Annotated in this window: 12 protein-coding genes and 2 pseudogenes; 1 reads left to right on the top strand and 13 read right to left on the bottom strand. The window is 54.9% G+C overall.

The genetic code is table 11. The annotated features are described in order from the left end of the window. Nucleotides 1-37 precede the first annotated feature (37 nt). Nucleotides 38-247, bottom strand: coding sequence for a histidine kinase dimerization/phosphoacceptor domain -containing protein (locus CPJ18_RS27740; protein ID WP_103660420.1), 210 nt, complete (start codon nt 245-247; stop codon nt 38-40). 594 nt (nt 248-841) lie between these two features. Here CPJ18_RS27740 and CPJ18_RS27025 point away from each other — a divergent pair. Next, nucleotides 842-1,078 (top strand): annotated as a pseudogene (locus CPJ18_RS27025) (integrase core domain-containing protein); the annotation flags it as partial. On the opposite strand, the pseudogene CPJ18_RS25830 reads toward CPJ18_RS27025, so the two are convergent. The 12 genes and pseudogenes from CPJ18_RS25830 to CPJ18_RS25775 all read right to left on the bottom strand — a co-directional run. After that, nucleotides 1,075-1,407, bottom strand: a pseudogene (locus CPJ18_RS25830) (SDR family NAD(P)-dependent oxidoreductase); the annotation flags it as partial. The pseudogenes CPJ18_RS27025 and CPJ18_RS25830 overlap by 4 nt on opposite strands. A 12-nt stretch (nt 1,408-1,419) precedes the next feature. Beyond that, nucleotides 1,420-2,121: an HpcH/HpaI aldolase family protein gene (locus CPJ18_RS25825; RefSeq protein WP_103660418.1), complete on the bottom strand. Its 702-nt coding sequence runs from the start codon at nt 2,119-2,121 to the stop codon at nt 1,420-1,422. A gap of 14 nt (nt 2,122-2,135) precedes the next feature. Then, nucleotides 2,136-2,945, bottom strand: coding sequence for an SDR family oxidoreductase (locus tag CPJ18_RS25820; RefSeq protein WP_077104604.1), 810 nt, complete (start codon nt 2,943-2,945; stop codon nt 2,136-2,138). 9 nt (nt 2,946-2,954) lie between these two features. Then, nucleotides 2,955-4,631, bottom strand: a complete 1,677-nt coding sequence (locus CPJ18_RS25815) for a hydantoinase B/oxoprolinase family protein (protein ID WP_103660417.1) — start codon at nt 4,629-4,631, stop codon at nt 2,955-2,957. Nucleotides 4,632-4,642: 11 nt separating this feature from the next. After that, nucleotides 4,643-6,706 carry a hydantoinase/oxoprolinase family protein gene (locus CPJ18_RS25810; RefSeq protein WP_103660416.1) on the bottom strand — a complete coding sequence of 688 codons (2,064 nt, stop codon included), beginning with the start codon at nt 6,704-6,706 and terminating at the stop codon, nt 4,643-4,645. Nucleotides 6,707-6,860: 154 nt separating this feature from the next. Beyond that, the gene (nac, locus tag CPJ18_RS25805) at nt 6,861-7,799 is read right to left on the bottom strand and encodes a nitrogen assimilation transcriptional regulator NAC (RefSeq protein WP_103660415.1); all 939 of its coding nucleotides are present in this window, start codon (nt 7,797-7,799) and stop codon (nt 6,861-6,863) included. A gap of 68 nt (nt 7,800-7,867) precedes the next feature. Continuing rightward, nucleotides 7,868-9,076, bottom strand: coding sequence for an aspartate transaminase (locus CPJ18_RS25800; protein WP_103660414.1), 1,209 nt, complete (start codon nt 9,074-9,076; stop codon nt 7,868-7,870). Between the two features lie 42 nt (nt 9,077-9,118). Continuing rightward, the gene (locus CPJ18_RS25795) at nt 9,119-9,862 is read right to left on the bottom strand and encodes a branched-chain amino acid ABC transporter ATP-binding protein (RefSeq protein ID WP_077104595.1); all 744 of its coding nucleotides are present in this window, start codon (nt 9,860-9,862) and stop codon (nt 9,119-9,121) included. Then, complete coding sequence (locus tag CPJ18_RS25790; protein ID WP_077104593.1) at nt 9,852-10,622, bottom strand: ABC transporter ATP-binding protein; 771 nt, start codon at nt 10,620-10,622, stop codon at nt 9,852-9,854. The genes CPJ18_RS25795 and CPJ18_RS25790 overlap by 11 nt, the downstream gene beginning before the upstream one ends. Further along, the gene (locus CPJ18_RS25785; protein ID WP_103660413.1) at nt 10,619-11,605 is read right to left on the bottom strand and encodes a branched-chain amino acid ABC transporter permease; all 987 of its coding nucleotides are present in this window, start codon (nt 11,603-11,605) and stop codon (nt 10,619-10,621) included. Before CPJ18_RS25785 ends, CPJ18_RS25790 begins: the two co-directional genes overlap by 4 nt. A 39-nt stretch (nt 11,606-11,644) precedes the next feature. Next, complete coding sequence (locus CPJ18_RS25780) at nt 11,645-12,517, bottom strand: branched-chain amino acid ABC transporter permease (protein WP_103660412.1); 873 nt, start codon at nt 12,515-12,517, stop codon at nt 11,645-11,647. Between the two features lie 21 nt (nt 12,518-12,538). Next, a complete protein-coding gene (locus tag CPJ18_RS25775; RefSeq protein WP_103660411.1) occupies nt 12,539-13,732 on the bottom strand; it encodes an ABC transporter substrate-binding protein in 1,194 nt (397 codons plus the stop codon). Between the last annotated feature and the right edge of the window lie 43 nt (nt 13,733-13,775).

Raw genomic sequence — 13,775 nt, 5'->3', positions numbered from 1 at the left:
AGCAAACCGAGTGTCACCGCCTGATCCGTCTGGATTGTCACCGGCTCCACATCGCACAGAAGCGTACGTTGTCCGCCATCGTTTCAAGCTGACGACAAAGATCGATCATGAACCCATCAAGGCTGACGGTGTGCACCTCATCTGTGCGCCATAATCTGTCGTGGACCGACGCTTTTGTCTGAGCACGCGATTGAGCATCTGTTAGGGCCTTGCGAATTTCCTCGCCCGATGAACCTCTGGCCTGCATCGCAAGGCGGCCTCCATAGGTTGATATTATCGGATTCTTCTGACGTCAGAATGGAACGTTCCACCCCCTGTTTTCAGCCCCACGCCCCGAAATGGAATAGTTTTTGAGTGTGGACCGGACGTGGCTTTTTATACCGCCAAACAGAATTCTGATCCCGCACGGTATTCATGGTGCCGCGCCAACGCGCTATTCCGCCACCATCAAACGTAAGCCCCACACAATGACTCCACCGTCTATTTGTGATGTAATTATTAGCGCAATCTTGTGAGGTCAGGACAATGAGGCTCTTCAAAATCAAGCTTACATATCTGGACGGCGCGCGATCCCATCCTTGGTCGGTGTTCGCGTCAAGCTTCGGTTCCGCTCTATCAAAGTCTCGAATCAATCGGGGTCACATCCGAAATACTGCGTGCGGACATCCAGGAAGTTTTTAGGCCAGAAGCCGGGTATTGGGGGAGAGACTACGACAAGCCGAATAGACAAATTGAGGAACACCGCGACATTCAGTGGGTTGCAGGCTAATTTTTCCAAGATGCTGGCAAGGAGTTGGTTCGCTTCCTGGATTTCATTGAGAACGCTGAATGGCCCTCATCCCAGACGCAGGGTGAGATCGAACGCTTTCATCAGACGCTCAAGAACCGCATCCTGCTCGAAACTACTTCTTCAAGGAAGACCTCGAGGCCCAGATCGCGGCCTTTTTCGAGCATTACAATCATCGCCGATACCACGAAAGCCTCGACAATCTCACCCCCGGCCGACGTCTACTTCGGACGCAGCCAGACCATCCTCATCGAACGCGAAAGGATCAAACGAGAAACCATTAGGCACTGATCAACAGGGAAATCTTCAAGCGGCGTGCGAAACTGCATGCAGGCATTGTTGATCAAAATGTCGATTTGGCCAATGTCCAGCTCGATGGCGTCAACACCGCGCTTCACGGCTTCTGGATTTGTCACGTCAAAGTCCGAAATCGAAACCGAGCTGTGACCAGCCTGCCGCAAGCTCGCAGCGGCTTCCTCCAGCTTGCTGCGATCACGGCCGTTCAGAACGACTTCAGCGCCATGCCCCGCAAGCCCCTGCGCCAGCGCAAAACCGATGCCTTGAGACGAACCCGTAACCAACGCACGCGAACCGGATAGATCAAAGAGAAGAACGCTCATGCAAATCCCTGATCAACGGGACAGTGTCTTTTTAACGCCGTTCATGCCAATGCGCAGGAACGGATCGGAATGCATGTAAAAGAACTGGACGCCCTTCTCGAGCCAGTGCGGCAACTCGTCAGAGGTTGCCAGTGTTCCGGCAATCTTTCCAGCAGCCCGGATTTTTTCGACCGCAACGGCAACCTTGTCCATAACCACTGCTGGGCGCGGTTCACCGAAGGGCGGCGCAGGTGGAAAGCCCATATCCTGTGATAGATCACCAGGTCCGATGAAGAACACGTCGATGCCTTCAACGGCCAGCATCTCTTCAAGATTATCGACGGCTTTGACAGTCTCGACCATGCTGATCACCAGTCTCTTCTGGTAGTCGGCTGGAATAGCATACCGCACTGTATCGACAATCGCCTGCGCCTGTTGCGCCGTGTCGACCATCGGCACCATGATACCGTCTGCACCAGCATTTAGATACCGGATGATAAGCGGACGTTCGTGTGAATGCGGGCGAACAATCGCGGCACCATTAACGGAGCGGACGATCTGCGCTGTTTCACGAACGTCTTCGAAGCTCCATGTTCCATGTTCGCAATCGAGAAAAACAGAGTCCGCACCCAGTTCCACCAGACGCGCAGCCATGCCGGATGATGAATGGTGCGGCGTGAACATGGTGATCGCTTCGCCGGCCTGAAGGCGGGCACGTAATTTCGCACCGTTCATAATGGATGCTCCTCCTACTTAACTGTCTTGGGCAAATCGGGCGTGTCGGCTGGTGCGCCAACCCAACGTGCTGTCTCGATATCGGCAGATGTGTCGCGCATGAATGTCGGGCAAATATGCAGCTCCGGGATCACCGCGCCATTTTGAAGGCTGGCGCAGAGGTGAACAGCACGGGCCACATCATGCGGATCAAGCATGATCGCACGCTCGGTTTCCAGCGGCGGGCGGGCACGATTGTTCATGATCGGCGTGTTGGTTTCGCCGGGAAGGATCGTAGTCGCCCGAATACCCTGATTGCGGTAGGTGTTGTGAACGAAGGTCATGAAATTTTTGACGCCTGCCTTTGCCGCGCCATAAGCCGCGCCGCCTAGCAGATTGGGGTTAAGAGCCGCAAGCGAGGAAACGGTGATGACCGTTCCCTGCCCCCGAGCGATCATGTCCGGAAGGACTGCCTGCGTCAGATTGAAAACGGCGGTCAGGTTGACATTGACCGTCGAGTTCCACTCTTCTTCACTCAAAAAGCGGGCATTCAGCACCTTGCTTGCGCTGCCAGCATTGTTGACGAGAATATCGACTGGACCGATGCCGTTTTTGACCCATTCCACAGTGGCAAAAATCTCATCGCGGGATTCGATGTCGAGAACATAGGTAAATGCCTTGCCTCCCTTTTTCTCAATCAACGCAGAGACTTCCCGAAGCGGAGCAAGACGCCTGCCGGTGAGAACAACGGTCGCACCGTCCTGCGCCAGCAGCAGGGCGGCCTCGCGGCCGATACCCGTTCCGGCACCCGTGACCAGTGCGGTTTTTCCATCAAGCAAGCCCATTCCCAACTCCTATTCTGCGGCTACAGCGAGTTTACCGTTGTAGCTATATGCATCCTTCGCGGCCTTCAGCGTAATCAAGCCTTCTGCAAGATCATGTTCAACGTCCTGTGTCGCACGTTCGCTCGCACGACCCCATCCTCCGCCACCTGGTGTCTCCACTTCAAGCCGTTCATTCGTTTTAAGAACGACTTTTCCCTTGGGAAACTGTGGCTTTCCATCTTTCGATACCTTGCCGGGGGTGCCGCTTTCGCCTTCGACAACGCCAAAGCAGGGATGACGAACGCGCTCGGAAGCGAGGTAGATATTCATGGGCGTGTTTCCGATATTGCGAAGGACAACGCGCTGACCCAATCCGCCGCGGTATTTTCCGCGTCCGCCGGAATCTGCAATCAGTTCTTTCCGCTCGGTGAGAACCGGAACTGCAATTTCGAACATTTCAATGGCGGTGACTTTGCAGTTGGATGGGAAGCTTAAAGTGTCGAGGCCATCGAATTGCGCACGCGCACCTTGGCCGCCATGGAAGTTTTGAACAGAACCATATTGGGTTCCGTCATCCCTGCGGCCCACGCAGTTGGCAGCCCAGATGGGGGCACCACCGCTATCGCCCATGACCTTGTTCGGCACGACGGTTTCCAATGCTTTGAAAATCAGGGATGGAATAGCGTGGCCGATCAGATTTCGGGAGTTGCCAGCCGTCCATTGCTCAGGGTTCAAGATGGAGCCGAGCGGAGCATCATCGGTAATAGGCGTGATGCAGCCTTCATTGTTGGGCGTATCAGGGTCCAGCAGGCACTTCAGCGCATAAACCGAGTGGGCATAACGATAATTCGTGCGGCAGTTGATTGAATGGAGAACCTGATCCGACGTGCCGGCATAGTCGACATGAATGGAATCGTCCTTGACGATAACGGTAGCCTTCAACTTGATGTCGGCTTCATAACCATCCAGCAGCATCTCTGCTGAGTAGCTCCCATTCGGCCAGTCACCAATTGCCTTGCGGGTCTGCGCTTCGGAACGAACATGGATCGCTTCTGCTAGACCATCAACATCATCCAAACCATATTCGTCCAGAAACTTAACGAGTTCTCGGCCCATCACATTATTAGCCGCGATCATCGATTCCAGATCGCCGCGGACTTCCGTGGGGAGACGGACAGATGCCGCGATAATATCGAACACGTCTTCGTTCGGCACGCCCGCTTTTAGTAGCTTGACGATTGGAAAGCGGATGCCTTCCTCGAAGATATCGCTTGCCTCAGAGTGCAGCGGCGCACCGCCAATATCCGGCAAGTGAGCGATGGAGCCGGCATACGCAACGACCTTGCCGTTCTTGAAGATCGGCGTGATCATAGTTACGTCCGGCAGGTGGCCGGTGCCGATTTCAGGATCGTTTGTCGCCAGCACATCACCTTCGTTCAGGGATTCAGCCGGAAATTTCGGCAGGAAGTATTTCTGGGCTGCCGCTGGAAGCGATGTGATGAAAACTGGGATCGACCATGTGCACTGGGCAAGCGCCTGACCCTTGCTGTCGAGCAGCACGGTCACGTAATCGTGGTTCTCGCGGACGATGGGCGAGAACGCCGTCTTGCCAAGAACGTTGTCGGCTTGGTCAGCGATGAAGATCAGACGGTTCCACATGACCTGTAGATTGATCGGATCATTAAAATCGGTTGCGGGCTTCGACATCTGATGTCCCCTTAGAGAATATTGATCACGAGGTTGCCACGGGCATCCACATGGAAGACGCCGCTTGGACCAACGACTGCGGTTGATTCACGCTGCTCAACAATGGCTGGCCCCTTGATCTCGTGACCGACGGGAAGCTTGTAGTGATCATAGACCGACGTTTCGGTATATTTTCCAAGCTCCTGGAAATAGACCTCGCGGCTGCCCTTCTTGGCATCGGCAACCTGCGTTTCATGAGGACGAGTGACCTGATCCTTCTCACCGCTGGCGCGCAGGCGCCATGTGATGACTTCGACCGAAGCAGCAACCGTGCGTCCGAAAAGCTCCTTGTAAAGCTTGAAGAAGTTGTCGAGCAATTGCTTGAGGAACTCTTCCTTTGGAAGCTTGCGATCAGGCAGAACAACCGTAATTTCATGGCCTTGGCCAACGTGGCGCATATCGACGGTATAACGATTTGTGATCGTGTCCTTGCCAACACCAGCGGCAGAAACAACCTCTGCACCCTGTGCGGAGAGATCGTCCAACAGGGTGTTCATCGCATCCATGTCCCAGGCATCGACGCCCATCGGATGGCTTGCCGAAAGATCAACGGCGACTGGCGCAATCAGCAGACCGATGGCGGAGGTAACACCTGCACCCGTTGGGCAGATAACCCGCTTGATGCCGAGCTTTCTGGCAATTCCGTAAGCGTGGACCGGGCCAGCGCCACCGAAGGCGACCATTGGCAATGATCTTGGGTCAACGCCCAGATCAGTCGCGTGCATCGCCGCAGCCTTGCTCATGGATTCGTTGACGAGGTCATGAATGCCCCATGCGCAACGATCAACGCTGACATCGAGCGACGTGGCGAGTTTCGCCATGGCTTCGCGGGCCGCGTCTTTAGAAACCTTGAACGATCCGCCGACGAAAGATTCCGTGCCCATATAACCGAGTAGAATATCGGCATCGGTCACGGTGGGCTGTATGCCGCCGCGCTGATAAGCGGCTGGTCCCGGCATTGCACCGGCAGAATGTGGGCCAACATCAAGAAGACCAAGCGGGTTCTTGGCAGCAATGGAGCCGCCACCGGCACCGATTTCGATCATCTGAATGGACTGGATTTTCAGCGGAAAGCCTGAGCCCTTGCGGAAACGCTGGTAATGCGCGACCTCAAGATCAGTACCGACTGTTGGCTCACCATGCGGGATGAGGCAGAGTTTCGCAGTCGTGCCGCCCATGTCGAATGACAGAACGCTGTCTTCACCAGCGATACGACCAAATTCCGCAGCGGCAACAGCGCCCGCAGCAGGACCGGATTCAATCAATCTTACAGGCAGTTCAGCGGCGCGGCTGCTGGGAACAAGACCGCCAGAAGAGGTCATCCAGAGAACCTGACGATCAATACCCTTTGCGGCAAATTCGCGCTGAAGGTTGGCCACATGGCCTGCCATTTGTGGGCGGGTGTAAGCGTTTACGACAGTCGTGGAGGCGCGGTCAAACTCGCGCATTTCAGGGCAGACTTCCGAGGAAAGCGATACGAAGATATCAGGATATTCTTCACGCAGAAGCGCTGCGACACGCTGCTCATGCTGCGGATATTTGTAAGCGTGAAGGAGACACACCGCGACAGAGCGAATGCCCTTGTCCTTGAGCTTGATCGCGATCTCACGAACTGTGTCTTCTTTCAGTTCCGTCATGACCGTGCCGTCTGCGGCAATACGTTCCTGCGCGCCATAGCTGTTTGCGCGGGCAACCAGCGGATCTGGATATTTGATATTCAGATCGTAGAGATCATAGCGGCCTTCGTTGCGGATGCGGAGCATATCCTGAAAACCGTCTGTCGTGACAAAGCCGGTTTCAACGCCCTTGCGCTCCAGAACCGCGTTGGTCACAACCGTGGTTGCGCCAAGCACCTGCAGGTTCTCTATCGCAATCGCCCCTGAAAAATTTTCGAGAAGTTCAGAAACGCCCTGCACGACAGCTTCCGCAGGGTTCTTCGGCGTGCTGAGAACCTTGTGAAGATGAAGCTCGCCATTGTCATCCAGAAGAGCAAAATCCGTGAAGGTGCCGCCGGTATCAAATGCCAGTTTTGCCATGTTTTCCTCAGAGAAACGGTAAGGCAACGAGGTGCCGAACAGGTTAGGTCCGACTTTCCGGACCCGTTATCTGTCATGAGGTTAGGCGACTTGTGACATGATTGGCCAACACAACTATGGTCTGCCGCCATAGGGTTTGCTTATGGCAATTTGATCAGACGGCACGAATTCCCGGATGGTCGCCAGCCATCAATTTGCTGACGACGCCGAGCAGGACGGAGCGCGCCGCCAGCGCAGGTTCTGACAGCGGGAGATGGTCGGATATACAAAGCGAAACAGTCGCCTCAATAACCGGCTTCACCAAAGCGCGTATCTCTGCTCCTGCAAAAGCGGAGTTTTCCGTCACGACGGATGCGGGCAGAATGGTGGACCCCATGCCGTCCAGAACCGCGGCGCTGAGTGCCGGAACCGATTCGATTTCCGATATGACTTTCGGTGTTGCCCGCGCTCTGGCCATCGCCTCATCGATGAGCCTACGCAGAAGGTGCCCCTTGCTCGGCAAGAGCAGCGGAATATTATCCAGCTCCGACAGGGGCAATGGCTCTCCCTGATCACCCGGTAGCTTTATTCCAGGCGGGGAAACAAGGAACATTTCTTCGCGGAAAAGCGGCTGCAAGGTTACGCCTTTGATGGGGTCTGCCGCATAGATCAGCGCCATATCCATTTTGCCAGTCATGATCAGCTCGCTCAGGATGTGGCCGAAACTGTCATTGATATGCACGACGATTTGCGGGTGCTGCGCCTGCATTTCCCGGATGATCGGCAGGGTCAGCGCGCTGGAGGTCGAATAGGTAGCGAGACCAATCGATACGCGCCCGGCAAGGGACTGCGTGGAAAGATTGATGTCGGTCTGCGCCTGCTCAAGCTGCTTCAACAGCATTTGCGCATGTCGGTAAAGAATGAGGCCCGCTTCGGTGGGCGTTATGCCAACATTACTACGGATCAGGAGCTTGTGCTTGAAATGCGCCTCAAGCGATGCGATTTGCTGGGACAGTGCCGGCTGGGCCGTGCGCAAGATAGCGGCTGCTCGCGATACACTTCCGGTATCGACGATCTTGACGAAACTTTTCAGTTTTCTGAAATCAACGCTCATGGTCCCACCCTTTGGCGAAACCTAAAACGTCGGGCAGGTGTGATACAAGCCCTGCCCGACGAAAGACTTTAGCGAAGCGCAGCGACTGCACTTTCAATACGGTTACAAGCAGCCTTGATCACGTCCATGGAGGTCGCAATCGACAGGCGGAAATAGGGCGACAACCCATAGGCCGCACCTTGCAGAGCCGCAACGCCGACGCCATCCAGCAGATAAAGCACGAAATCAAGGTCGTTTTCGATGGTTTTGCCATCCGGCGTCGTCTTGCCGATAACGCCGCTGCAATTGGGGAAAAGATAGAATGCGCCGTCTGGCACAAGGCATGACAGTCCTGGGACGGCATTCAACCGTTCGCAGGCGTAGTCTCGGCGCTCTTTATAGACCTTGACGCTATCGTTGACGAAAGACTGGTCAGCAGACAGTGCGTAGGCCGCAGCAGCCTGACTGACTGAAGACGGGCACGACGACATCTGGGATTGCAGCTTGTTGATCGCAGCAATCAATGGAGCTGGCCCCGCCGCATAACCGATACGCCATCCGGTCATTGCGTAGGATTTGGATACACCGTTTGCGAGGACGATACGGTCTTTCAGTTCCGGCACCGCCGCAACCAGCGTCGTCATCGGCTCATCCTTGAACCAGACCTGGTCATAGATATCGTCGCACAGCACGAAGACATGTGGGTGACGAAGGAGAACCTCGCCAAGCGCTTTCAGTTCGTCCTTGCTGTAAGCCGCGCCGGTTGGATTGGACGGCGCGTTCAGGATCAACCACAGCGTCTTCGGCGTAATGGCCGCTTCCAGTGCCGCCGGTGTCAGCTTGAAACCCTGCTCCTGCGGGCATTGCACTATGACGGGCTTACCATCATTGGCGATGACCATATCGGGATAGGAAACCCAATAGGGTGCCGGGATGATGACTTCGGCGTCATTTTCGACGCTTGCCATCAAGGCCAGAAAGAGAATCTGCTTGGCACCACCGCCCACGCAAATCTCGTTTTCGGCGTAGCTGACATTCAGGCGACGCTGAAAATCACCAATGATTGCCTTGCGCAATGCAGGCGTGCCATTGACGGCGGTATACTTCGTTTCGCCTTTGTCGATTGCCGCATGGGCTGCGGCCTTCACGTCATCTGGCGTATCGAAATCAGGTTCGCCCACCGTCATATCGACAATATCGCGGCCTGCGGCCTTCAATTCGCGGGCGCGCGCGGCGGCAGCGGTGCTTGGAGACACCTTGATTTTGGACACGCGCGATGCAGGCACAAAAGTGCTCATGGAAGTTTCCTTAGATTGTTCTGTGATTATGTTCAGGCAAGGCTAGTGAACAGCCTCGGTCTCACCACGCATTTTTCCGGTCAGGAACAGTTCGCCCAATTCGTCATGCGTAATGTCCTTGGGCAGACCATCCCAAATCACCTTACCCAGACGCAATATGACGGCACGCTCCGCGACTTCCATTGCCTTCTTGGTGTTCTGTTCGACGAGAAGAATGGTTTGTCCTGCGGAATGCAAGCGAAGAAGCTCATCAAAGACGATGCCGATGGCGGCGGGCGACAGGCCAACCGAAGGCTCGTCCACCAGCAAGACCTTGGGCCGTTGCAACACCGCCATGGCGACTTCCAGCAATTGCTGCTCACCACCAGACATATTGCCAGCCAGCGTGGCGCGACGGTCTTTCAGAATGGGGAACAGGTCATAGACATAGTCCCTGTCCGCTTTCACCTTGGCGTCTCGCAGCGTATAGGCGGCCATTTGCAGGTTTTCATCCACCGTCATGACGGGGAAATTACAGCGCCCCTGCGGCACGAAGGAAATGCCCTCGCCCAAAATCGCTCTGGATTTGGCACCGGCAATATTCTTGCCCTGCCAGTCGATGACACCGCCTTTAACGGTCGTCATACCATAAAGCGTTTTCAGAAGCGTCGATTTACCAGCCCCGTTCGGCCCCATCAGCGCGACGAACTGACCCGATGGAATGTCGAGATCGACGCCGTTCAAAATATCAAGTGAACCGTAGCCTGCGCGGAGATCTTTGATCGTAAGGTTGGAATTAGCCACCAAGATAGGCCTCCCTGACACGCTGGTCTGCAATGATATCGTGCGGCAATCCCTCGACAAGCTTCTTTCCCTGATCGAGAACGATGACACGTTCGCAAATGCTGGTCACGACATCGATGTTATGTTCGATGACGAGAAAACTGGTTCCGAGGGACTTGTTCGCGTAGCGAATGGTATCGACGACACGTTCGATGATTTTCGGATTGATGCCTGCCATCGGCTCATCCAGAAGAATGATCTTCGGTTCCGGCATCAACATTGATGCGAACTGAATGAGCTTCTGCTGGCCGCCCGAAAGGTTGCCCGCAGGCATGTGGCGCACGTCCCACAGACCCGCCATCTTGATCAGCTCACGAGCGCGTCCACGCAGAGCAGAAACACGGGTCTCGGACATGCGGCCAAGACCAAATGTCGACAGGATCGAAGGGAAGGTAAACATTTGCCCGGCAATGATGAGGTTTTCTTCCACATCCAGCGCCTTGAAGACGACTGTTTTCTGGAACGACCGCAGCATCCGGCCTTCCCGCGCAATACGGTTCAACGTCCAGCCTGTGATATCCTGACCATCAAGTTTGACAGTACCAGAATCCGGTTTTCCAAGGCCCGTGCTGCAATCGAAAAATGTGGATTTGCCTGAGCCATTCGGGCCGATCAATCCCGCGATTTCACCGCGATTGACATGAACGCTGACGTCATTGACGGCTTTTACGGCACCGTAAGACTTGGTGAGGTTGCTGATCTCAAGGATAGGAAGGTGGTTCATTTCGTGCCTCCGATCAGGTTCCAGAAGCGGTTGATGAGAGGTGCACAGCCCTTTTTGAACCAGAATACCAGCACCAGAAGGCAAAGCCCGTAGGCAATCATTCTAAGTTCCGGAGTGATTCTGAGCGCTTCGGTCAAGCCCACAAATAACAGGCTACCGAAGACCACGCCTGAAATCGTACCCGCACCGCCGCCAAGCACGATGATCAGCATCGTCGTGGAATAGTACATCTGGAACGTCAGCGGGCTGACAACCGTGAGGTAATGGGCATAAAGGCTTCCACCAACACCAGCGAAGACGGCACTGAGCATGAAGACGATAAGCTTATAGCGCCATGTTGGAATTCCAACAGATTCCGCCAGTGTTTCGTTTTCACGAATGGCAATCATATTGCGTCCGGCTGGCGATCTTACGATGGCCCACACAGCCAAGGTTGCCAAGGCACCAACGGAAAGCGCGAGATAATAAAACGCGGTGGTTCCAGAGACCGTGAACGACAAAGGGCCAAGCTCAAAATAGGGCTTTGGAATACCTGACAGGCCCATGTCGCCGCGGGTCACGGTAATCCAGTTTTTGGCGATGGCCTGTCCGATGATAACGAAGCCGAGCGTACACATAACGAAGGATGTTGCACGCAGACGAAGGGCTGGAATTCCTAAAGGAAGCGCAATGGCACCAGTGACCAGACCTGCCGCCGCCATATTGATATAGAAGGGCGTGCCGTAGGTCACGGCAAGCAGGCCCGCAACATAAGCACCGATGCCGAAGAATGCGGCCTGCGCCAGTGAAAGCAGGCCGGTATAGCCCACCAGCAGGTTAAGACCGTGGGCGGGAAGCATGAAGATCAAAGCGATGATCAGAGAGTGTGTAACGTATCGGCTGCCGATAAAGGGGGCGGCAAGTGCGACAACGATCAGAATAACAGCCAGCGGGATACGCAGATCTCGCTTTCTTATCGGCTGTGTTGTTTCTGTAATAGCCATGTCGGGTCCTCGAATTCAGGATTGATCGGCGGATGCGCGTCAGAAGCGCGCTTGCGTCGAAAAGAGACCGTGTGGACGCCACATCAGCATCAGGATAAGGGTTGCAAAGCCAACCGTATCGCGGAACTGAAGCCCCACATAGGTCGCAACCAGACTTTCAGCGACACCAAGGATCATGGCTGCAAAGAAGGTTCCCCGCACGTTGCCAAGACCACCCATGATGATGATTGGGAGGGTTTTGAAGGTGATAAGTTCACCCATGCCGCCATAGACGCTGACATTGACAGGTGCCGTGAGGACACCGGACAGGGCAGCAAGTGCAGCACCAAGAACGAACGTCCGCATCACGATCTGTGGCACGTCGATGCCAACCACTTCGCAGCATTCGACATTCTGCGAAACGGCCCGCATCGCCTTGCCCATGCGGCTGTAAGTTACCATCAGTTCAAGGCCGACAAAGACGAGCAGGCACACGACCAGAATGAGGATGCGCTGCTGCGCCAGGCTGAAGCCAAGAATCGAAACCGGCTCGATATAACCGCCAGCAAAGAACTTGTAGCCCCCGCCGAACACGAGGATCACCGTGTTCTGCAAAACCAGTGCGATACCTAGCGTGGCAAGCACGCCGGATTCAGCCGGAGCACCAACCATGCGACGCATGACCAGTTGCCCGACAATATAGGCAACAACGATGGTGGAAAGGACGCCTACGAAGATTGAAGCCTCGTAGGAAAGCCCGAGATAGTCGATGGCAAACCATGCCCCGAAGGTCCCGAGCATGTAATATTCGCCATGAGCGAAGTTGATCGCCCGCAGCACGCCGAAAATCATCGTCATGCCGACTGCGACAATCGCGTAGACGGAACCCGTCACAATACCATTGATAATCTGCTCGAGAACTGTCGAGAACATGGTTCTATCCTCCAGAAAGCATTACTTGGCAGGATACTGGATATCTGCTGTGAAGGCACCCTTGATGCTCGGCTTGCCGTTCTCAATCTGAAGAAGGATCATCGGCAGACGCGCTTGGTTGTGGTCATCGAATGTGACGTCCCCAACAGGGCTCTTGTATTGGATTTTGGAGAGAGCATCGCGAACCTTCTCACGGTCCGGGCTGCCGGCTTCTTTGATTGCCTTGGCAAGCAAGTTTACCGTGTCCCAGTGAACATAAGCATGGTTGTTTGGTGCTTCGTTGTATTCCTTCGTGAATTTCTCGACGAAGGCCTTGCTGGCAGAAGAATCGAAGGCAGGAAGCCAAGCCGCCGCCTCGACAGCGCCTTCCATGGCGGTCGGTGCAGACTTGATAGTTTTTTCGGTGTTGAATTCACCATTGCCAATCAGCGTTACCTTGCCGGCAATGCCTAGCTCAACCATCTGGCGGGCGATGATTGGCGTGGTGTCGGCCAAACCATACATGATGATTGCCTGAGCGCCGTTGTCGCGGATTTTGGCGAGAACGCTGCGGAAGTCGACTTCACCTTCCTTGTAGTAATCTTCGCTGAGGATTTCGCCCTTGAATTCGGGAAGATACTTCTTGGTGAAGGTAATGGCGGAGCGTCCATAATCGCTATCGACGGACAGAACAGCAAATTTGGTAAAGCCGCGCTGTTCAGCTGCATATTTTGCAACGATCAAGGCGCGATTTTCATCGGTTGGATAGTTGCGGAACGTCCACTTAAAGCCGCCGACACCAGCACCATAGGTAATTTTTGGGTTGGATGAAGCCGCGTTCAGCAAGAGCACGCCAGAATCTTCTGCGACAGGCTGCATCGCGAGTGTTACGGAGCTGGAAACGTCGCCGATCACATAATCGACTTCATCTTCGTCGATCAGTCTGCGCGTGGCGGAAACACCTTCAACCGGCGTTCCCTGGCTGTCTGCGTTGAAAAGCTTTATTTTGCGTCCATCGATGCCGCCAGCCTCATTGATTTCTTTAACTGCAAGCTCAGCACCGTGCATGGAAAATGCGCCGTAACGGGCGTTTGGTCCGCTCATTGGCGCGACAAGACCAAGCTTGATCGCGTCGTCTGCCGCCTGAGCAAGTCCTGAAATAGCCGGCATAGCCGACGCCAGCGAAAGAACTGCTGTCGAAATGCAAAGTATTCTGCGAGTTAGCGTGTGTTTCATGTTCCCACTCCGTTTTTCGGATGCTTTCGTCCGGCACATGCCG

Source organism: Agrobacterium rosae (genome assembly GCF_002915175.1).
Lineage (GTDB): Bacteria > Pseudomonadota > Alphaproteobacteria > Rhizobiales > Rhizobiaceae > Agrobacterium > Agrobacterium rosae.
The sequence above is the reverse complement of the archived record's forward strand: the minus strand, read 5'-3'. Positions and strand labels throughout refer to the sequence as shown.